The 18727-nt window shown below is 66.4% G+C and carries 16 protein-coding genes and 1 pseudogene; 3 read left to right on the top strand and 14 right to left on the bottom strand.

All coding sequences use genetic code 11. The features are described from left to right. Positions 1-129 precede the first annotated feature (129 nt). On the bottom strand, positions 130-1593 hold the full coding sequence (locus JQ573_RS24845; protein WP_212315810.1) for a catalase: 1464 nt from the start codon (positions 1591-1593) through the stop codon (positions 130-132). A 433-nt stretch (positions 1594-2026) separates the two neighbouring features. On the opposite strand from JQ573_RS24845, the gene JQ573_RS24850 reads away from it, so the two are divergent. From JQ573_RS24850 to JQ573_RS24860, 3 genes and pseudogenes are all read left to right on the top strand, one after another. Further along, entirely contained in the window at positions 2027-2551 is a 525-nt protein-coding gene (locus JQ573_RS24850; protein ID WP_212315808.1) for a hypothetical protein, read from the top strand. A 146-nt stretch (positions 2552-2697) separates the two neighbouring features. After that, positions 2698-3390, top strand: coding sequence for a response regulator transcription factor (locus tag JQ573_RS24855; RefSeq protein ID WP_212315806.1), 693 nt, complete (start codon positions 2698-2700; stop codon positions 3388-3390). Between the two features lie 424 nt (positions 3391-3814). Then, positions 3815-4750 (top strand): annotated as a pseudogene (locus tag JQ573_RS24860) (sensor histidine kinase); the annotation flags it as partial. Positions 4751-4961: 211 nt separating this feature from the next. On the opposite strand, the gene JQ573_RS24865 reads toward JQ573_RS24860, so the two are convergent. The 13 genes from JQ573_RS24865 to JQ573_RS24925 are packed head-to-tail and all read right to left on the bottom strand — an operon-like array spanning position 4962 to position 18718. Next, positions 4962-5588 (bottom strand): FMN-dependent NADH-azoreductase, encoded by a 627-nt coding sequence (locus JQ573_RS24865; RefSeq protein WP_212315802.1) that lies wholly within the window; start codon positions 5586-5588, stop codon positions 4962-4964. A gap of 12 nt (positions 5589-5600) precedes the next feature. Then, complete coding sequence (locus JQ573_RS24870; RefSeq protein WP_212315801.1) at positions 5601-7175, bottom strand: isochorismatase family protein; 1575 nt, start codon at positions 7173-7175, stop codon at positions 5601-5603. 17 nt (positions 7176-7192) lie between these two features. Next, the gene (locus JQ573_RS24875) at positions 7193-8041 is read right to left on the bottom strand and encodes an MBL fold metallo-hydrolase (RefSeq protein WP_212315799.1); all 849 of its coding nucleotides are present in this window, start codon (positions 8039-8041) and stop codon (positions 7193-7195) included. A gap of 51 nt (positions 8042-8092) precedes the next feature. Continuing rightward, the gene (locus JQ573_RS24880; protein ID WP_212315798.1) at positions 8093-8983 is read right to left on the bottom strand and encodes an amidohydrolase; all 891 of its coding nucleotides are present in this window, start codon (positions 8981-8983) and stop codon (positions 8093-8095) included. Then, the gene (locus JQ573_RS24885) at positions 8980-10098 is read right to left on the bottom strand and encodes a VWA domain-containing protein (RefSeq protein WP_212315795.1); all 1119 of its coding nucleotides are present in this window, start codon (positions 10096-10098) and stop codon (positions 8980-8982) included. The genes JQ573_RS24880 and JQ573_RS24885 overlap by 4 nt, the downstream gene beginning before the upstream one ends. Beyond that, the gene (locus tag JQ573_RS24890; RefSeq protein ID WP_212315793.1) at positions 10095-10976 is read right to left on the bottom strand and encodes a MoxR family ATPase; all 882 of its coding nucleotides are present in this window, start codon (positions 10974-10976) and stop codon (positions 10095-10097) included. The genes JQ573_RS24885 and JQ573_RS24890 overlap by 4 nt, the downstream gene beginning before the upstream one ends. 9 nt (positions 10977-10985) lie before the next feature. Then, entirely contained in the window at positions 10986-12008 is a 1023-nt protein-coding gene (locus JQ573_RS24895; protein ID WP_021075858.1) for a xanthine dehydrogenase family protein molybdopterin-binding subunit, read from the bottom strand. A 2-nt stretch (positions 12009-12010) separates the two neighbouring features. Next, positions 12011-13600, bottom strand: coding sequence for a xanthine dehydrogenase family protein molybdopterin-binding subunit (locus JQ573_RS24900; RefSeq protein WP_212315791.1), 1590 nt, complete (start codon positions 13598-13600; stop codon positions 12011-12013). 12 nt (positions 13601-13612) lie between these two features. Continuing rightward, the gene (locus JQ573_RS24905) at positions 13613-14092 is read right to left on the bottom strand and encodes a (2Fe-2S)-binding protein (protein ID WP_212315789.1); all 480 of its coding nucleotides are present in this window, start codon (positions 14090-14092) and stop codon (positions 13613-13615) included. A 6-nt stretch (positions 14093-14098) separates the two neighbouring features. After that, complete coding sequence (locus JQ573_RS24910; RefSeq protein WP_212315787.1) at positions 14099-14917, bottom strand: xanthine dehydrogenase family protein subunit M; 819 nt, start codon at positions 14915-14917, stop codon at positions 14099-14101. A gap of 15 nt (positions 14918-14932) precedes the next feature. Beyond that, a complete protein-coding gene (locus tag JQ573_RS24915; protein WP_212315786.1) occupies positions 14933-15376 on the bottom strand; it encodes an SRPBCC family protein in 444 nt (147 codons plus the stop codon). Between the two features lie 3 nt (positions 15377-15379). Next, entirely contained in the window at positions 15380-15817 is a 438-nt protein-coding gene (locus JQ573_RS24920; RefSeq protein ID WP_173641096.1) for an SRPBCC family protein, read from the bottom strand. Between the two features lie 9 nt (positions 15818-15826). Then, positions 15827-18718, bottom strand: a complete 2892-nt coding sequence (locus tag JQ573_RS24925) for a flotillin family protein (protein WP_212315785.1) — start codon at positions 18716-18718, stop codon at positions 15827-15829. Positions 18719-18727 lie beyond the last annotated feature (9 nt).

An 18727-nucleotide genomic window follows, 5' to 3' on the forward strand; every position in this document is an offset into this window, starting at 1 on the left:
CTGAGGTGCCCGCGGAGCGGGCCTCGAAGGATGAATCGGCCAGAGACGGGGCCGTGCATCCTTCGAGGCTCGCAAGAGCTCGCACCTCAGGATGACGGGACGTAGTGCTTCATTCGTCAAGGCATTGCGTTACAATTTACCGGCTGCGAACTTTGCGAGCGCGTCCGCCACGCCCTTGCCGTAGGCCGGATCGGCCTTGCCGCAATTCGCAACATGCCGTTCCTGGATGTGCTTCGACGCCTGGCCGACCTGGCGGGCGGTGTTGTCGAACAGCGCCTTCTTTTGTGCGGCATTCATCTTGCGGAACAGATCGCCCGGCTGCTGCCAATGGTCGTCATCCACGCGATGATCCCAGTGTCCGGCCGCGCCGGAGATTTCGAGCGGCGGCTCGTTCAGCTGCGGCTGGTCAGTCCATTCGCCGTGGCTGTTCGGCCAATAGGTCAGCGTGCCGCCCAGATTGCCGTCGGTGCGCATCGCGCCGTCGCGATGATAGCTGTGGAACGGGCATTTCGGCGCGTTGACCGGGATCTGGTGGTGGTTGACGCCGAGCCGGTAGCGCTGTGCGTCGCCATAGGAGAACAGGCGGGCCTGCAGCATCTTGTCCGGCGAATAGCCGATGCCGGGCACGACATTGGCCGGCGTGAACGCCGCCTGCTCGACCTCGGCGAAGACGTTCTCTGGGTTGCGGTTGAGCTCGAAATGGCCGACCTCGATCAGGGGATAATCCGCCTTCGGCCACACCTTGGTCAGATCGAACGGGTTGAACGCGAAGGCCTTGGCCTGCGCGTCCGTCATCACCTGGATGAACAGCGTCCAGCGCGGGAAATCGCCGCGCTCGATGCTGTTGAACAGATCGCGCTGGTGGCTCTCGCGGTCCTTGCCGATCAGTGCCTCGGCCTCGGCGTCGGTCAGGTTCTGCACACCCTGCCGGGTGCGGAAATGGAATTTCACCCAGACGCGCTCGTTGTTCGCGTTGATCATGCTGTAGGTGTGGCTGCCGAAGCCGTGCTGGTGACGGAAGCTCTTCGGAATGCCGCGCTCGCTCATGACGATGGTGACCTGGTGCAGCGCTTCCGGCAGCAGCGTCCAGAAGTCCCAGTTCATGTCGGGGTCGCGCACGCCCGTGCGCGGATGGCGCTTGATCGCGTGGTTGAGGTCGATGAAGCGCAGGGGATCGCGAAAGAAGAACACCGGCGTGTTGTTGCCCACCACGTCCCAATTGCCTTCGTCGGTATAGAATTTCAGCGCGAAGCCGCGGATGTCGCGCTCCGCGTCCGCCGCGCCGCGCTCGCCGGCAACGGTCGAGAACCGCGCGAACATCGGCGTCTGCTTGCCGATCTCCGAGAAGATGCTGGCTTTGGTGTAGCGGGTGATGTCGTGGGTGACGGTGAAGGTGCCGTGCGCGCCGGCGCCCTTGGCGTGCATTCGACGCTCCGGGATCACTTCGCGGTGAAAGTGCGCCAGCTTCTCGATCAGCCAGACATCCTGCAATAGCGCCGGCCCGCGCGGCCCCGCCGTCATGATGTTCACATTATCGGCAACGGGTGCGCCGGAGGCGTGGGTCAGAAACGGTCTCTTGATCTTGTCGCTCATCGAAAGCTCCTTGCTGGAAGTCAGCACTCGTCGTCCCGGCGCCCAGAGAAGCCCGGCGAAAGACGATTGCATCGCGGATGGGTTACGGCCGGCGCGACGGGGAGACCCGGTAATCGACAAATTGTGAACCGGGTCTACGATCCCGCCACGACGACGTCGTTTCTTGGATGGCTGCAGGATTAAGAAACCCGGCGGATCGATTCAACGCGCGCTAACCGCTGATTCCAGCCAAATGTCCGTCGATCTCGGCCAACGCAGGCGCGGCCCGCGATCCAGGCATTTGCTGCGCGTGCCGGCCTCCTCGCCAATCCTAAATCCGGCGTCAGAATCTGGCGCATTTGTCAGTTGAAGTCGGCCTCACGCTTGCGTCTTCTGATCATGCTCTGCGTGCGGCGACACGAGGTTCGCCGCGGTCCCAATCAGGGAGGATTTCATGACGAACAGGCTCTTCACGCTTCTCACGGCGGCGACGCTCGCCGTCAGCGTCGCGCTTGCACCCGTAGCCTTGGCCAGAGGTGGCGGCGGTGGCGGTGGTGGGCACGGCGGTGGCGGTGGCTTCGGTGGCGGCCATGGCGGCGGTTTTGGTGGCGCCATGGGCGGCGGCATGCACGGTGGCGGTTTTGGTGGCGGAATGCATGGCGGTGGCTTCGGCGGCGGCATGCGTGGTGGAGGTATGGCGTTCGCCGCCATGGGCGGCGGCGGACATTTTGCCGGTGGGCATTTTGGCGGCGCGCGCTTCGCCGGCGCACCGGCGTTCGGCCCGCGCTTCGCCGGTGCCGGATTCCACGGCTCGCACTTTTTCCATCATGGCGGCTTCTTCCACCACCATCACCGCTTCCATCGCTTCGCCTTCTTCGGCGGGCCCGCCATCTATGCCGATTACTATGACGGCTGCTACCGCAGGGTATGGACGTCGTACGGGCTGCAATGGGTCAATGTGTGCGGGGACTATTGGTGATCGCCCAACGAACCGCACCGTTGTCGCGGCCGTCGCCAGGCGTTCCATCCAGCCCCGGAATGGGATAGTCTGGCGGCGACCGTTGCGGGGCGCTCGGAGAGTTTGAGAACTCGGGGAGTTCAGGACAACTCGGAGAGTTCAAGAACATGACCGGAGCTCACCGCCGCATTCTCGTCGTCGAGGACGATCCGGAGACCGCGGGTCAGCTCGTCGAGGAGCTCACCACCAGCGGCTACGACGTGGATCTGGCTGCGAACGGCCGCGAGGCGCTGAGCCAGGGGGCGGCCCGCGACTACGCCGTGATCACGATCGATCGCATGCTGCCCGACATCGACGGCATCACGGTGATGCGCCAGATGCGCGACGACGGCATCGCGGTGCCATTCCTGATCATCAGCGCGCTCGGCGAGGTCGATGACCGCGTGCGCGGCCTGCGCGCCGGCGGCGACGACTATCTGGTCAAGCCGTTTTCCTTTGTCGAGCTGCTGGCGCGGCTGGAGGCGCTTGGCCGCCGCAGCGAGACCGTTGCCAAGGAGACCATCCTGCGGGTCGGCGATCTCGCGGTCGATCTGATCGCGCGGACGGCAAGCCGCCACGGCCGCAAGATTCCGCTGCTGCCGAAGGAATTTCAGCTGCTCGAATATCTCGCGCGCAACGAAGGCCGCGTGGTGTCGCGGGCCATGCTGCTGCAGCATGTGTGGGACCTGCACTTCGATCCCTCGACCAACATCATCGACGTCTATGTCGGTCGGGTGCGCCGCAAGGTCGACGACCAGCAAGCCTATCCGCTGATCCACACGATCCGCGGTATCGGGTACTGCCTCCGTGCTCCTGGCTAAGACCCTCAGATCGTCGACGTTTCGCCTGGCGTTGATCGCCATCGGTACGTTCGGCCTGATCGTGTCCGCGATCTTCGCCTATGTCTACTGGTCGACGCTGTCCTATGTGCGCGACAGGTCCGACCGCGCCATCATGACCGAGCAGGCAAGCCTGGATGATGCATATGCGCGGTCGGGCCGCGATGGCCTGACCGCGTTGATCGCCCAACGCATCGCGAACAAGGGTCTTGCCGATCAGGTTTATCTGCTGGTCGGCCCCGGATCCGTCGTACTCGCGGGAAATCTCAAGCAATGGCCACCAGACACTGTTGGAGATGGATGGACGGAATTTCGAACCTCGCTACCACAGCTGCCTTCGGGAACCGCGCTCGTGCGCGCCGTGACGAAGACCTTGCCAGGCGGTGATCGGTTGCTGGTCGGCCGCGACATCAGCGATCTCGACGGCTTCATGGCGCAGATCAGGGCCGCGGGTATCGCGGTCGTCGTGCTGATCATCGGCCTTGCAGCTGCTGCCAGCATCGGGGTCACACGGCGAACCGTCGGCCGGATCGAGTCGATCAATGCAACCAGTCGCGCCATCATGCTCTCCGGCCTCGACCAGCGTATCCCGCTCCATGGCAGTCATGACGAATGGGATCGCGTCGCGGAGAACCTCAATCTGATGCTGGATCGCATCCAGACCCTGATGGGCGACGTCAAGCAGGTCAGCGAGAATATCGCCCACGACCTGCGCACGCCGCTGACCCGCATGCGCGGCCGGCTCGAGAAGGCCTATCACGCCCCGCGCAACGGGGAGGGCGATGCGGCGCTGATCGGCGACACCATCGCCGATCTCGACGCGGTGCTCGGGATGTTCGCGTCGATCACGCGGATTTCCGAGATCGAGACGCGGGCTCGCAAGGGTGCGTTCCGCACCGTCAATCTGGTCGAGATCGCAGGCGAGGTGGTTGAGCTCTACGATGCCGCCGCCGAAGAGGTCACGACCCATCTCGACCTTGCCGGTGATCCGGCGGTGCTGGTCACCGGTGATCGCGACCTCCTGTTCGACGCCATCGCCAATCTCGTCGACAACGCCATCAAGCATGGCCGCCCGGGCGGTCGGGTGGCCGTGACCTGCGACAACGACGAGGGTGAAGCGGTGATTTCGGTCGCCGACGACGGCCCCGGCATCCCAGCCGAGCAGCACGATCGCGTCTTCAAGCGGTTCTATCGGCTCGAGCAAAGCCGCTATACGCCAGGCAACGGCCTCGGCCTTAGCCTGGTCGCGGCGGTCGCAAGCCTGCACGGCGCGCGCATCGAATTGCGCGACAACGCACCGGGATTGTTGTGCAGGCTCGTGTTTCCGCCGACGGAAACGTAGGGTGGTTAGCGCTGTCGCGAGAATGCGGATGTATGTCCGCCGGCCGTGCAACAAATCTGGTGTCGTCCCGGGCAAGCGAAGCGCGACCCGGGACCCATAACCACCAATGCGAATTGCTCTTGCTGAGCTGGGGCCACGGCTCGCTTCAACAACACGACCCTGTGGTTATGGGTCCCTGCTTTCGCAGGGACGACGATGTGGTGAGAGCAGGTCAAAATCGCTCCGCCATCTCCGCGAGTCGGCGGTGGGCGGCGTCGCGGGCGGCGCGGATCGGATCAGCGGGGCCGGTCGTCGGACCGATCGGCACGAAGCGGACGTCGCTGATGCCGATGAACCGCAGCGCTTCGCGCAGATAGGGCGTCGCCATGTCGATGCGGCCGCGGTTCATGCCGGTGACGAAGTCGCTGCCGCTGGCGATGATCACGACCGTCGGGCGGTCCTTGAGCAGCGGCAGATAGCCCAGCGCCGGATCGAAGCGGAAGGTCAGTCCGGGCTGGATGATGACGTCGAGCCACTGCTTGAGCTTGTAGGGGATGGAAAAATTCCACATCGGCGTCGAGATCAGCACGCGGTCGGCCAGCGACAGCCGCAGCGCCAGGCGCTCGGCCATTGCAAAGGCATCGTGCTGCGAATTGGTGAAGCTCTTGCCGCCGATCCGGGCGTATTTCGCCTCGAGCAGATACCCCTCGAACTCGGGCAACGGCTCGCGCCACAGGTTCATCGCGTCGATCTCCCAGTCCGGCCGCATTTCGCGGAAGCGATCGAGAAAGACGCGCGCGCCGGCTGCCGATTCCGAATCGGCGCGGGGAGAGCAGGCGATGTGAAGCAGCTTCGGCAATGCATCCGCCTCTCAGCCGAGCGCCTTGATGACGGTGTCTGCGTTGGTCACGACGGAGACGTTCTGCAGGGCAAAATTGATCGCGGCGTTGTGCCAGTCGGCATTCATGGTCGAGCAGCAATCCTCCGGCACGATCATGAAATAGCCCTTGTCGGCGCCGGTGCGCGCGGTGTGCTCGACCGACATGTTGGTCCAGGCCCCGGTGTTGATGATCATGTCGCGGCCGGTGGCTTTCAGGATGGTCTCGAGCCGCGTGCCCTCCCAGGCGCTCATCCGCATCTTCTCGACCACGAAATCGCCCGGGCGAGGCTCGAGCCCGGAGACCGGCGCCGCGCCCCAGCTGCCGCGCACCATCGCCTTGCTGTCGACCAGCCCCTCGAACAGCGGTGCATTCAGCGTCACGCCGGGTGCGCCCGGCTCGACCACGAACCAGACATGGATAATGGTGACGCCACGCGCGCGCGCGGCCTCCGCGACGCGGCGGACATTCTCGACGACGTGCTGCTGGCGGGCATGGGCCGGCGCGCCGGAAGAGGCGAATGCGCCGCCGTCCATGATGACGTCGTTCTGCATGTCCTGGATGATCATCGCGCAGCGCTGCGGATCGATCTGCATCTCGCCGGCGACGAGATTGGGCGCCGGCGTGGAGGACGATGCGGCACTCGCCGCGCCGCGCTTGCCGCTCATATAGGGCTCATGGCGCGGCCCGACCTTGGTCGGGATCGCGTACACCGAATGGGTCGCGGTCAGATAGAGCGTGCGGAAATCGGCGCCGCCCCAGGCGAGGTTGGCGACGAGCTCGGGCAGGCGGACCTTGCCGAGTAGATTGCCGTCTGGCGAATAGACCCAGACGCCGCCGGGCGCGGTGACCCAGACATTGCCGCGCTGGTCGCACTTCATGCCGTCTGGCAGGCCGGGTTCGAGCTCGGAGCGAATGCCGGAGGCGAACACGCGCGGATTGCCGAGCGAGCCGTCGGCGCCGACGTCGAAGGCGCGGATCAGCGCCTGCACGGTGTCGTTGACATAGAGGATGCGCTCGTCAGGCGAGAAGCACAGTCCGTTCGGCTGCTCGAACAGATAGCGGTCGACCAGCAATTTCGGCGCGCCGCCGCCCGGCGGCACGCGATAGACGCCCTGGAAGCCGAGCTGGCGCGGCCGCTCGACGCCATAGACCGGCATGCGGCCGTACCATGGGTCGGAGAAATAGATCGCGCCGGAGGAGTGCACGCAGACGTCGTTCGGACTGTTGAGTTCCTGGTTCTCGTAGTGCGAGGCCAGCACCTCGCGCCGCCCGTCGGGCCGCTCACGGATCAGCGAGGACGTGACATGTTCGCAGACGATCAAATTGAGGTCGGCGTCATAGGTCATGCCGTTGCATTTGTTCGACGGACGCTTGACCTCGACCACGCCGCGCCGTGCATCCCAGCGCCGGCGCACATCGCCCGGCATGTCGGAGAACAGCAGGAAGTGATCGACCGGGTGCCAGATCGGTCCTTCCGTGAAATCGAAGCCCGTGCCGACCTGGCCGACCGGTGCATACGGATCGATCAGGTCTTCGAACCCCGCGCGCAGCGTGACATGCGTCATCGCGTTCGTCCTCGCTGTTACGCCGGAAACCAGCTGCGTTGCGGCAGGCTCTGTACGACAGGCCCGGGCACCTGGTCGTGCAACCGGCCGACCACTATGCCGCCCTCGATCTTCGCCGGACGATCATGCACCGGCAGTAGATAGCGCGAGCTGGAGAGCAGCTTCTTGATCGCGGCCTTCTCGGCGCGCTTGCTGGTGCCGTGGTTGCCGGTGGTGCGCGGCTCGGCATCCTGGATTTCGTTGAAGGGTGTCACGATCTGGTCGTTGAAATCATAGATCACGTCGCCGCAGATCGTGGCGATGCCGTCGGTGGTGTGGACGTGGATGTTCATCGAGCCTTCGGTATGGGCGTTGGCGGCATCGCAATAGACGCCCGGCATCAGCTCGACCGGACCGGTGAACTCGAGGTCGAGGAAGCGCAGCGCGCTCTTGGTGTGCAGGCGGTCGATCAGGTGCTTGATGTCGGGTGCGGGATATTGCGGGTGCATCAGGCCGGAGACGGAGTATTCCAGTTCCTTGCGGTTGACGACGACGGTCGTGTTCATCGGGAACAGATCGTCCTTGCCGGCATGATCGATGTGCAGATGGGTGTGGCAGACGAAACGGACGTCGCCCATCCGCACGCCGTGGCGGGCGAGCTGGTTCTCGATCATGTTCTCGTGGAACTGGAGGCCGCGCATGCCGAGCGTCTCCATGATCTGGTTGGAGCGATAGCCGGTATCGACCAGCACGGGGTAGGGGCCGCCGAGGATCAGGAAGCCGAGCGTCAGCACGCGGCGGGTGCGGCCGCAATTGTGCCCGAGCACGAGGAAGCTCGATTCCAGCTCGATATCGCCATAGTCCAGGATCTTGATCTCCAACGGCATCGCTCTCCCTCCCAATTCGTGTTCGTTGTTGTGTTCGCGCTCGCGGCGCGCCTACGGTCCCAGCCGATAGACCCGCGCCGCCGTTGTGCTGAAGATCGCCTCGCGCTGCTCGCGGCTGAGCCTTTCGGCCGCCGCCTTGAAGGCGTCGATGAGATCGCGGTAGCTGGTCCACAGCTTCTCGATCGGAAAGTTCGAACCGAACAGGCAGCGGTCCGCGCCGAAGATCGCGACCGTGTCGATCATGACGCCGGCGATATGCGCGGCATCGTTGCGGTGGATGAAGGTGCCGAGTCCGGACAGCTTCGACACCACGTTGGGACACTGCGCGAGCCGGGCCATGCCGGCGCGCCAGGCGGCGCGGCCTTGCGGCGACAGATCCTCCAGCATGCCGGCATGCTGCAGGATGAATGTCACCTCGGGGCAGGCCTCGACGAGGCCGGCGGCATCGGCCATCTGCGTCGCGAACACCTGCAGGTCGAAGCTCCAGCCATAGTCGGCGAGGTGGCCGACATTGCGCCGGATCACAGGATCGGTGCAGAGATCGGGACGGGCCGCGAAGCGATAGAGCGGGTTTTCGTGCCAGTGCAGCTGCATGCGCACGCCGCGGACCAGCGGATAACGCTTCAGCCGATCGAGCTGCGGCCGGACGTCGTCGACGGAAAAATCGGCATAGGCGACGAGCGCCTGCGGCCAGCCGTGCTGATCCGCGGTCTGCTGCACCCAGGCTGCTTCGTCCTCGAACTGGCCATTCGGCCAGTTGGTCTGGACATAGACCGAGCGGGTGACGCCGGTGCCTTTGAGGTCGTCGAGATACTCCTCGATCGGATAGTCGCGGCGGATCGGCTCGTAGGGGCCGAAGATGCGCGGCTGCATCGGGCCGGACAGCCAGGCGAGATCGGCCTGACGCCAGATGTGATGATGTCCGTCGACAATGCCGGTCACGCAGCTCTCCTTGTTGCAAGCGACAGCAGATGCGCGACCACTGCCGCGCTCGATCCGCCGTCCACGAGATCATCGACAAAGCGCTGGATCGCGATCAGTGCCTCAGTTTGCGGCTTGAATCCGGGCGACGTCGCGAGCGGCGTCAGCCAGCTCACGCGCCAGGCCCGGCGCGACAGCTTTGCGACGGCATCGCGCAGTGCCGCCGGGTCGCCGCGCTCAAGGCCGTCGGAGACGATCACGACCGCGGCGCCGCGGGCATATCCGCCGAACCGCGGCACGGCGAGGAAGGCCTGCAGCGCGTCGCCGATCCTCGTGCCGCCGTCCCAGTCGCTGACCAGGAAGGAGGCCGCGTTCAGCGCCTGCTCGCGCCGCTTCAGCCGCAGCGCCGGCGTGACACGGGTCAGCCGCGTGCCGAAGGTGAACACCTCGACATTGCCGGCCGCCTGCACCAGCACATGCGCGAGCCGCATATTCTCCTCGGTGCGCGCCTTCATCGAGCCGGAGACGTCGATCAGGAGCAGGATCTTTCGCGGACGCTGGCGGCGGCGCATCCGGCCGAGCCGCAGCACCTCACCGTCATTGCGCACGCTGTCACGCAGGGTGCGGCGGAGGTCGGCGAACGGGCCGCTCCTCGCGCGGCGTCGCCGGTGGCCGCGCCTTCGCGGCAGCCGTTTTGCCGCGTCGCGCGAGAGCCGGCGCAGCGGATCGCTGGTTGCAGTCTGGGCAAAGCGGCGCTCGACCAGTGCTTCGGCGCGCGCCGCAGCAAGGCCGGATTCATTGGCCTCGTCGGCAAGCGGCGGCTCGTCCCCGCCGCGGCCTTCTTCCTGCAAGCGGACAGTCTCCTCGTCCTCGCCCTCGGCCTGCTCGATCGCATCAGTGCCGCGGAAATGGATGTCGAACAACCGGTCATACGTTGCGCGGCGCTCGGGTGGCGGCGCCAGCGTCGCGAGCCCGGCCCGGCGGATGTGCTCCAGGCTGCGCGGCCCGAGCAGCTCGATTGCCGCCAGGAAGCTCGTCGTCTGCTCCGGCGCGACCGAAAAGCCGTTGGCGCGCAGCAGCGCGACGAAGGTGACGAAGATCTGCGCGGCGCGCGGCAGCTTGAGATCGTCGCTCACGCGGCTGCCTCCGCGATGATCGCATCGAGCCGGGGTGAGATGAAATGCAGATCCTCCTCGTCCTTCAGCGCGACGCCGATCGAGCGCTTGAATGCGTCAGGCCAGCGTGCGCCGCCTTTGTGCAGCAAGGTCGCGGCCTCGGCCCAGTCGACCGCTTCGGCCACCCCCGGCGCCTTGCTCAGCGGCTCGCGGCGCAGCCGACCGACGGCGGCGACCACGGCGCGGGCAGTCGCCTCGGCAACGCTGGAGGCGCGCATCATCACGATGCGCGCCTCGCGCTCGGCGTTCGGATAGTCGATCCAGTGATAGACGCAGCGCCGCCGCAGCGCCTCGTGCAGGTCGCGCGTCCGGTTCGAGGTCAGCACCACCACGGGATGCTCGACGGCGCGCACCGTGCCGCGCTCGGGGATCGAGATCTGGAAGTCGGAGAGGAATTCGAGCAGGAACGCCTCGAACTCCTGGTCGGCGCGGTCGATCTCGTCGATCAGAAGAACGGTCGCGTCGGGCGCGCGCAACGCGGCGAGCATCGGGCGCTCGATCAGGAACGACTCGCCGTAGATGTCGATGCTCTCCTCGCCCGCCTGCCGGATCGCCAGCATCTGGCGCGGATAGTTCCACTCGTAGAGTGCCGCCGAAGCATCGATGCCCTCATAGCATTGCAGGCGGATCAGCCTGCGGCCGAGCACGGCGGCGATCGCCTTCGCAGCCTCGGTCTTGCCGACCCCCGGCGCGCCCTCGAGCAGCAGCGGCTTGCCGAGCGCGAGCGAGAGATAGGAGGCGGTCGCGATGCCGTCGTCGGCGAGGTAATAGGCCGCACGCAGCGCCTTCTCCAGCGCCTCGGGGCTGTCGATACCGACAATGTTGCTGCGGACCGGCATGAAAGGACCTCAGCGCCGCGGCTGCGGCCGCGCGCCGCCCTGCGCCCGGATCGCGCGCAGTACCTTTTCCGGCGTGATTGGCAGATCGTCGATCCGGACGCCGACGGCGTTGAAGATCGCGTTAGCAACGGCGGGCAACACCGGATTGGCGCACATCTCGCCGGGTCCCTTGGCGCCGAACGGGCCGTCGGGCGCCGGGCGTTCCAGCACCGCAATGTCGTGCGGGCAGATGTCGCCCGGTCCCGGCATCAGATATTCGACGAAGTCGCGTGGGCCATGCACCGGCTCCGGATAATAGGGCTCCGGCGTCTCGTAGAGCGCGTGGCTGACGCCCATCCAGGCGCCGCCGACCAGCTGCTGCTCGACCAGCCGCGGATTGAGCGCGCGGCCGAGCTCATAGGCGGAGTCCATCCTGACCATGTCGACCTCGCCGGTCTCGTCGTCGACCTCGACCTCTGCGACGAGACAGGCATGCGCATAACATGTCGCCGGCGACATCTCGCCGGTTTCAGGGTCGACGTCGGACAGCGGCACCAGGAAGATGCCGCGGCCGGAGATCGTCTTGCCTTGCTTGAACTGTGCGGCGATCGCGACGTCCTTGGTCGAGATCGAGCGGTGCGGTGCGCCCTTGACGTGGATATTGCCGCGCCCATCAGTCTCGAGATCAGCGGCGTTCACCTCCAGTTCCTCGGCAGCCGCCTCCATCATCACGCCGCGCGCCTCCCGCGCCGCCGCCATCACGGCGTTGCCGACGCGGTGGGTGCCGCGCGAGGCGAACGAGCCCATGCAGTGCGGGCCGGTGTCGGAGTCGGCAGTGTCGACATAGACGTCCTCGACCGGCACGCCGAGCGTCTCTGCGCAGATCTGCCGGGTCACCGACTTCATGCCCTGGCCAAGATCGATCGAGGACAGCGCTACGGTGAACTTGCCGCTCGGGTTCGAATGCACCAGCGCCTGGCTCGGATCGCCGCCGAGATTCATGCCGATGGGGTAGTTGACCGACGCGATGCCGCGTCCGCGATGCCGGGTCATGGTCAGCGCCTCCTGGTGCCGAAGACGGATGAGAAGCGGGTCGCGCCGTGCGACGGCGCGCTCGGCCGCGGTGGCGGAGGTGATGGTGGCAGTGGAGAGGGCGGCGGAGGCGGCTCGCGCGTCGCGGCCGGCGCGCGGTCATACGTCGTGCGCTGCTGGATCGGTGCGGCCGCCGGCGCATGTGATTCCCGCGGCGTCAGCGTCACGGCGGCGCGGATCCCGCCACCATCCTTGCGCGACGACATCCGCTTGAACTCCTCGCGGAGCGGCCATTTCGCCTTCTCCGCGGCGACCTGCACGCATTCGATCAGCGCGGTGTTCTTGGCCTCGCGCCGATGCGCCTTCATGTCGCCGTCGCGATACGCGTTGAGGATCCGGAACTCCATCGGATCTATGCCGACGAGATGGGCGAGCTTGTCCATCTGGCATTCGATGGCGAAATCCATCGCCGTGACGCCGAAACCACGCATCGCGGTCGCCGGCGTCCGGTTGGTGAAGACGCAGTAGACGTCGCCATGGACGTTCGGGATCGTGTAGGGGCCGGGCAGATGCGCGGCGCATTTCACCGCCGCATAGCTCGACAGCCGCGTATAGGCGCCGCTGTCGAAATAGGCGCGCACCTTGCGGGCGACGACGCGGCCGTCGCGCATCACGCCATCCTTGATGTAGATGCGCTCGGCGCCGCGCGGCGGGCCGTATTGCATCTCCTCCTCGCGCCCGAACACGTAGCGCACCGGACGCCCGGTCAGCATCGCGCCGAGGATGCAGAGCGGCTCGGTCAGCGTATCGACCTTGCCGCCGAAGCCGCCGCCGACAGTGCCGCCGATGAAGTGGAAGGTGTTGGAGGGCACATCGAGGATCTTGGCGCAGGTGTCGACCGAGAAGAACAGCGCCTGCGTCGAGGTGTAGACGATGTAGCGGCCGTTGGTGTCGGGTGCTGCGATCGAACCGTTGGTCTCGGTCGGCGCGTGCTCGATCGGCGACATCTGGTAGCGCTGCTCCAGCACATGGTCGGCCGAGGCCAGGGCGCGGTCGGCGTCGCCGAAGCGCAACTGCTGGCGATCATAGGTCTCGTGATAGGTGAAGGTGTTCTTGGGGTACACCTCGTTGACGACGGGCGCGCCCGGCTTCAGCGCCTCCTCGACATCGAACACCGCCGGCAGCGGCTCATAGTCGATCTTAACCTTGGCGATCGCCTCAAAAGCTTCGCGCGGGCTGTCGGCGACGATGGCGACGATCGGCTCGCCCTTGTAGCGCACCTTGTCGACCGCGAGCGATGGCTCGTCGTCCTTGCCGAAATTGATCAGGCTGAGCAGCGTGTTGAGGTTGCGCGGCACGTCGGAGGCGCGAATCACGCACCGCACCCCCTGCGACCGCTCGGCCTCCGACGTGTCGATGCGTCGCAGCCGTGCGTGGGAATGCGCGCTGCGGACCACTTTCAGGTGCAGCATGCCTTGCAGCTTGTGATCGTCGAAATAGGGCGAGGTGCCGGTGACATGGCCGAGCATGTCCTGGCGCTGCGTGCCCTTGCCGATTTCCTTCAGATTATCGTCGCGCTCGTCAGCGAAGAGGTCCTTGCGCAATTCCAGCATGGCACTGTTCCCTTACGCGCGGGCTCGGCCGCCGGATGCGGCAGCCAACACGGCGTTGATGATCGGCTCATAGCCGGTGCAGCGGCAGATATTGCCGGAGATCGCCTCGACCACTTCGGCGCGGTTCGGCTGCGGATTGCGGTCGAGCAGCGCTTTCGCGGCCATCAGCATGCCCGGCGTGCAGTAGCCGCACTGCGCGGCGAAATTGTCGGCAAAGGCGCGCTGCAGCGGATGCAGGTTGGGGCCGTCCTTGATGCCGTCGAGCGTCTCGACCGAGCGGCCGGCGACTGTTTCGGCCAGCGTCAGGCAGGAGAGATGCAGCTCGCCATCGATCAGCACACTGCAGGTGCCGCAGCCGCCCTGGCCGCAACCGAATTTCGGTGTCATGTCGCCGATCAGCTCGCGTAGCGCGACCAAAAGGTTGGTGCCGCCGTCGACGAAGATCGCGACGTCGCGGCCGTTGTGGCTGAATTGCAGAGGGGTCTTGGCCATGACGATCTATTCCTGACCGGACAACAGGCGCCTGAGATGCACGCCGACGATCTCGCGGCGATACCAGGCGCTGGCGAGCGCATTGTCGCCGGGCGAAGTTCCTTCGACCGCTGCCGCGGCAGCCGCATTGATCGTGGACGTGTCGAGCGAGTGGCCTTCCAGCGCGCGTTCGGCGGCGCGGGCGCGGATCGGGGTCGGCGCCATCGAGCCGAGCGCGACGCGGGCGCCGACGATCCGGCTGCCGTTGACCGGCAGATGCGCCGCGAGCGTGATCACCGCGCCGCCCTTGGGCTTGATCCGCGCGATCTTGCGGTAGCGGAAGGCATCAGCGCTGCCGGGCTTGGCAAAGGAGATCGCGAGCACCAGCGTGCCGGCCTGCCGGTCGCGCGACAGCAGGAATTCCTCGATTCCGATCTCGCGGCCGCCGAGGCCGCCGTGCACCGATACCATCGCATCGAGCGCAAGCATCGCGACGGTGAAATCGCCATACGGCACCGGCGCGAACAGATTGCCGCCGACCGTTCCCATGTTGCGCACCGCCGGTCCGCCGATCGAGCGGGCAGGGGCGTGCAGGAAGCCGAGATCGCGTTCGGCCAGGATGCGTGCGAAGGTGACGCCGGCGCCGAGCACGATCCGCGCGCCCGACGTGTCGATCCTTGTCATCGCCTGGTCGCTGGCGCGCACGACGGTCGAGATCGAGATGTCGCCTTCGTTCAGCGCCCGCATCACCAGCGTGCCGCCGCCGAGATAGCGGGCGCTGCGGTCCGACGACAGCGCGGCTGCGGCCTCGTTCGTGCTGGTGAAGGTCTTCACCGTGACTGGCATGATGTCCTTCCCCGCTTACGCGGCCCCCTTCAGATGCCGGCGGATGGCGTCGAAGCCGGCCTGGTAGATGTCTTCCGAAACCATGTGCGTGATGCGGTCCGTGTCCTCGGTCCGCGTCATGAAGCGCGACTCCCAGTGCCAGAAGGTGCGGTCGCCATCGGTGACCGGCAGCAGGCGAACATGCGCCACGTAGTTGAACATCGGGACCGGCGTATCGAGCAGGCAGTAGCTGAACGATTGTTCGAGGTCGGACAGCGCCAGCAACTGCTCGCGCAGCTCGGATCCGTCCTTCAGCTTGAAGCGCCTGACGCAGCCGATTTTGTCGGAGGGCTGCGCCCGCTCGATGCCGCTGGTCGCGACCGCTGGGTGCCAGCGGTCATGACCGTTGAAATCGCGCAGCACGGCCCACACCGCATCGGTTGGTGTATCCAGGATCGTGCTCTTGACGATATGCGGCACGGCCTATCCCCCGAACGCCCGCTTCAGCGCGTCGAACCCGCCCTGGAACACACCGCCGCCGATATTGTTGACCAGCTCCGCCTCGCGCTCGGGCGCACAGTCGAACTCGGCGGTCCATTCCATGAACGTCTGGTCGCCATCGGTGACCGGCGTGAGCCGCAGCGTCGCGACATAGTTCTCGACGCCCATCGGCGATTCCAGGATCGAGTAGGTGCAGAACATGTCGTAATCGGACAGGCCGAGCAGCTTCTCGCGGATGCGATCGCCGTTGCGCAGGCGGAAATCCCTGATGCAGCCGATCTTGTCCGAGGGCTCGCCGCCCTCGATCCGGCTTTCAGCGATCGCGGGATGCCAGTTCGGCAGCCCGTTAAAATCGCGCACCCGGGCCCAGACCCGGTCGTTGCGGGCGTTGACGACAGTAGAGACGTAAACCCGTGCCATGTTGCGAGCTCAGTCCTTCTTGCGCGGCGTGCGTTCGGGGCGCGGCTCGCCGCCGCCTTCGGGCGCTGCCGGCTTGGCATCGCCGCCGCTCTTGCGCGCGGAGTCCTTGATGCCTTGCATGTCCCGGGCCTCGCGGATCAGGCCGGGCATCTTGGCGAGGCTGCCGCCCTCGACGCCGATATCCGACAGGATCGAGTCGATCAGCGGCGCCTGCACGCGGTAACGCAGCGCCGAATCGATCACCTCGTCGGTGGCGCTGCGGCCGGAACCGCCGCCATTGCCGTTGCCATTGAGCCCGTCGACCTGGAGGATGCGGATGCCCTCGATCTTCTCCATCGGCTTGACGCTCTCGCGCACGATGCCCTCGATCCGGTCGAGCAGCTTGCGGCGGAACAGCGAGTAGCGGGCCTGATCGGTCAGCACGTTCTCGGCCTCGTTGAGCAGCCGCTGTGCCTCGGCCTCGACCGTGGCACGGACCCGTTCGGCCCCGGCCGCGATCCTGGTTTCCTCGGCCTGCTTTTCGGCGAGCAGAACCTCGACGGTCTTGCGCCGCTTGGCGATTTCGCTCTCGCGCGCGGTGACGACGCGCTCGGCCGCCTCGGTGGCGTGGACCCTGGCGTCCTCGGCGGCGGCGCGCGCCGCCGATTCCTCCAGCGACTTCTGGTGCAGCGCGATCGCCTTTTCCATCAAGGCGGTCTCGACGTCCTTCTCCCTGTTGACCTCGAGCTTGCGCAGCTCGCGCTCGCGGCCGACCCTCGCCTCGTCGAGGCCACGGTCGGAGGCGATGCGGGCGCGCTCGACCTCCTCGCGCGCCGCGATCTCGGCCTCCTGCAGCGATTGATTGCGGGCGACCTCGAGCTGCTCGATCGAACGGCGCCGTTCGATCCGCGCCGCCTCCAGCGCCTGCTCGCGGGTCACATCGGTGGTCTCGACCTCCTTGCGAGCCGTGATCTCGGCCTGCTTCACCTGCCGGTCGGCATCGATCCGCTCCGAGCGCTTGGCGGCGAGCGCGATGACGCGCTCCTCGTCGGCGAGCTCGATCGCCCGCTTCTGGTCGATATTGAGCACCTCGCGGGTCCTGGAGGAGGTGATCCGCTCGCTCTCCAGCGCCAGCTCGACATCGATGCGCTGCCGCTCGACCGCGTCGCGGCGCTTCAGCTCGGCGGCCTCGATCGCTCCGGTGCGTTCGATCTCGAGCGCGCGGGTCTCGCGCTCCGCACGGATGCGCTGCGCTGCGACCGACTTCTCCTGCGAGATGCGTGCCGCCTCGATCGATTCACGCGAGGCGATGTCGGCTTCCTCGATCGCGCGGGTGCGTGCGATCTCCAGGGAGCGTACGTGTTCCTCCTGCGCGATCCGGGACGCCTCGGTGGCGTCGCGCGCGGTGATCCCGGCGATCTCGATCGCCTGGTTGCGCTCGATCTCGAGCTTGCGCGTGGTGTGATCGGCGGCGATGCGCTCGGCCGCCAGCGTCTTCTCTCTGATGATCCGAGCGGCTTCGACCGACTTCTGCGCCTCGATCTCGGCCTCCTGGATGGTCCGGACCTGCTGGATCTCCAGCGCGCGGGTGCGTTCGTCGGAGGAGATGCGCTCGACATTGACCGTCATGGTCTGGGCGATGCGCGCCTTCTCGGTGGCCTCGCGGGCCGCGATCTCGGCTTCCTCGACGGCGCGGGTGCGCTCGATCTCGCGCCGGCGGGTCTCTTCCTCATTGGCGATGCGGGCATCGGTGACGACGCGGTCCTGCTGGATGCGGGCCTTTTCGATCGACTCGCGGGCCGCGATCTCGGCCTCCTCCACTGTGCGCATCCGCTCGATCTCGCGCTGGCGGACCTCGCGCTCGGAGGCGATGCGGGTGGTGTCGACCGAGCGCTGGTTGGCGATCCTGGCCTTCTCGATCTCCTCGCGCGCCAGCAACTCCCGCTCTTCCACCGCGCGGGTGCGTTCGATCTCCCGGTGCCGGGTCTCGCGTTCGGAGGCGATGCGGGCTTCGGTGATAGCCTGCTCGTTGGCGATGCGCGCCTTTTCGATGGCTTCGCGCGCGGTAATCTGGGCCTGTTCGGCCTCGGTCTCGCGCAGCGCGCGCTCGCGCGCGACTTCGGTGCGCTGCAGGGCGCGGCGCATCTCGATGTCGCGCTCCTGCTCGAGGCGGGCGGTCTCGCTCTCGCGCTCGATGTCCAGCGCTTGCCGCTCGGCCTCCAGGTTGCGGGAGCGGATCTTGATCATCGAGTCCTGCTCGATGTCGTTGCGCAGCTTGCGCTTGGCCTCGATGTCCTCCATCAGGCGGGTCAGGCCTTCGGCGTCGAAGCGGTTCGAGGGGTTGAAATATTCGAGGTCGGTCTGGTCGAGATCGGTGATCGCGACCGACTCCAGCTCGAGGCCATTCTGCGCCAGTGCTTCGGCGGCATTGGCCTTGACGCGGGCGACATATTCGCCGCGCTGCTCGTGCATCTGCTCCATCGTCATCTCTGACGCAACCGAGCGGATCGCGGAGATGAACTTGCCGGAGAGCAGGGTGTGCAGCTGCTCCGGCTCCATGGTGCGGCGGCCGAGCGTGGCGGCGGCGATCGAGACGGCCTCGCGGGTTGCCTGCACCCGGACGTAGAAATCGGCCTCGATGTCGACGCGCATCCGGTCGCGGGTGATCACGGCATCCTGCCGGGAGCGCACGATCCCCATCGGCAGCACGTTCATGTTCACAGGCGTGTAGTCGTGGATGAACGGCAGCACGAAGGCGCCGCCGTTGATCACCACGCGTTCGCCGAGGAAACCGGTCCGGACGAAGGAGGTTTCCTTCGATGAGCGGTGGTAGAGCCAGTTCACCACATAGACGATGATGACGATCGCGACGATTGCGACGATCAGCCAGAGGATCAATTCACCGACCAGCATCCCCGACATCTCTTCCTC

The organism is Bradyrhizobium sp. AUGA SZCCT0105 (genome assembly GCF_018129565.1).
In the GTDB taxonomy this organism is placed as follows: domain Bacteria; phylum Pseudomonadota; class Alphaproteobacteria; order Rhizobiales; family Xanthobacteraceae; genus Bradyrhizobium.

What these genes read in the sequence shown, in the direction of transcription:
- JQ573_RS24845 (WP_212315810.1), bottom strand. Translation starts at nt 1,593, where the DNA reads ATGAGCGACAAGATCAAGAGACCGTTTCTGACCCACGCCTCCGGCGCA.
- JQ573_RS24850 (WP_212315808.1), top strand. Translation starts at nt 2,027, where the DNA reads ATGACGAACAGGCTCTTCACGCTTCTCACGGCGGCGACGCTCGCCGTC.
- JQ573_RS24855 (WP_212315806.1), top strand. Translation starts at nt 2,698, where the DNA reads ATGACCGGAGCTCACCGCCGCATTCTCGTCGTCGAGGACGATCCGGAG.
- JQ573_RS24870 (WP_212315801.1), bottom strand. Translation starts at nt 7,175, where the DNA reads ATGACGCATGTCACGCTGCGCGCGGGGTTCGAAGACCTGATCGATCCG.
- JQ573_RS24875 (WP_212315799.1), bottom strand. Translation starts at nt 8,041, where the DNA reads ATGCCGTTGGAGATCAAGATCCTGGACTATGGCGATATCGAGCTGGAA.
- JQ573_RS24890 (WP_212315793.1), bottom strand. Translation starts at nt 10,976, where the DNA reads ATGCCGGTCCGCAGCAACATTGTCGGTATCGACAGCCCCGAGGCGCTG.
- JQ573_RS24895 (WP_021075858.1), bottom strand. Translation starts at nt 12,008, where the DNA reads ATGACCCGGCATCGCGGACGCGGCATCGCGTCGGTCAACTACCCCATC.
- JQ573_RS24900 (WP_212315791.1), bottom strand. Translation starts at nt 13,600, where the DNA reads ATGCTGGAATTGCGCAAGGACCTCTTCGCTGACGAGCGCGACGATAAT.
- JQ573_RS24905 (WP_212315789.1), bottom strand. Translation starts at nt 14,092, where the DNA reads ATGGCCAAGACCCCTCTGCAATTCAGCCACAACGGCCGCGACGTCGCG.
- JQ573_RS24910 (WP_212315787.1), bottom strand. Translation starts at nt 14,917, where the DNA reads ATGCCAGTCACGGTGAAGACCTTCACCAGCACGAACGAGGCCGCAGCC.
- JQ573_RS24920 (WP_173641096.1), bottom strand. Translation starts at nt 15,817, where the DNA reads ATGGCACGGGTTTACGTCTCTACTGTCGTCAACGCCCGCAACGACCGG.
- JQ573_RS24925 (WP_212315785.1), bottom strand. Translation starts at nt 18,718, where the DNA reads ATGTCGGGGATGCTGGTCGGTGAATTGATCCTCTGGCTGATCGTCGCA.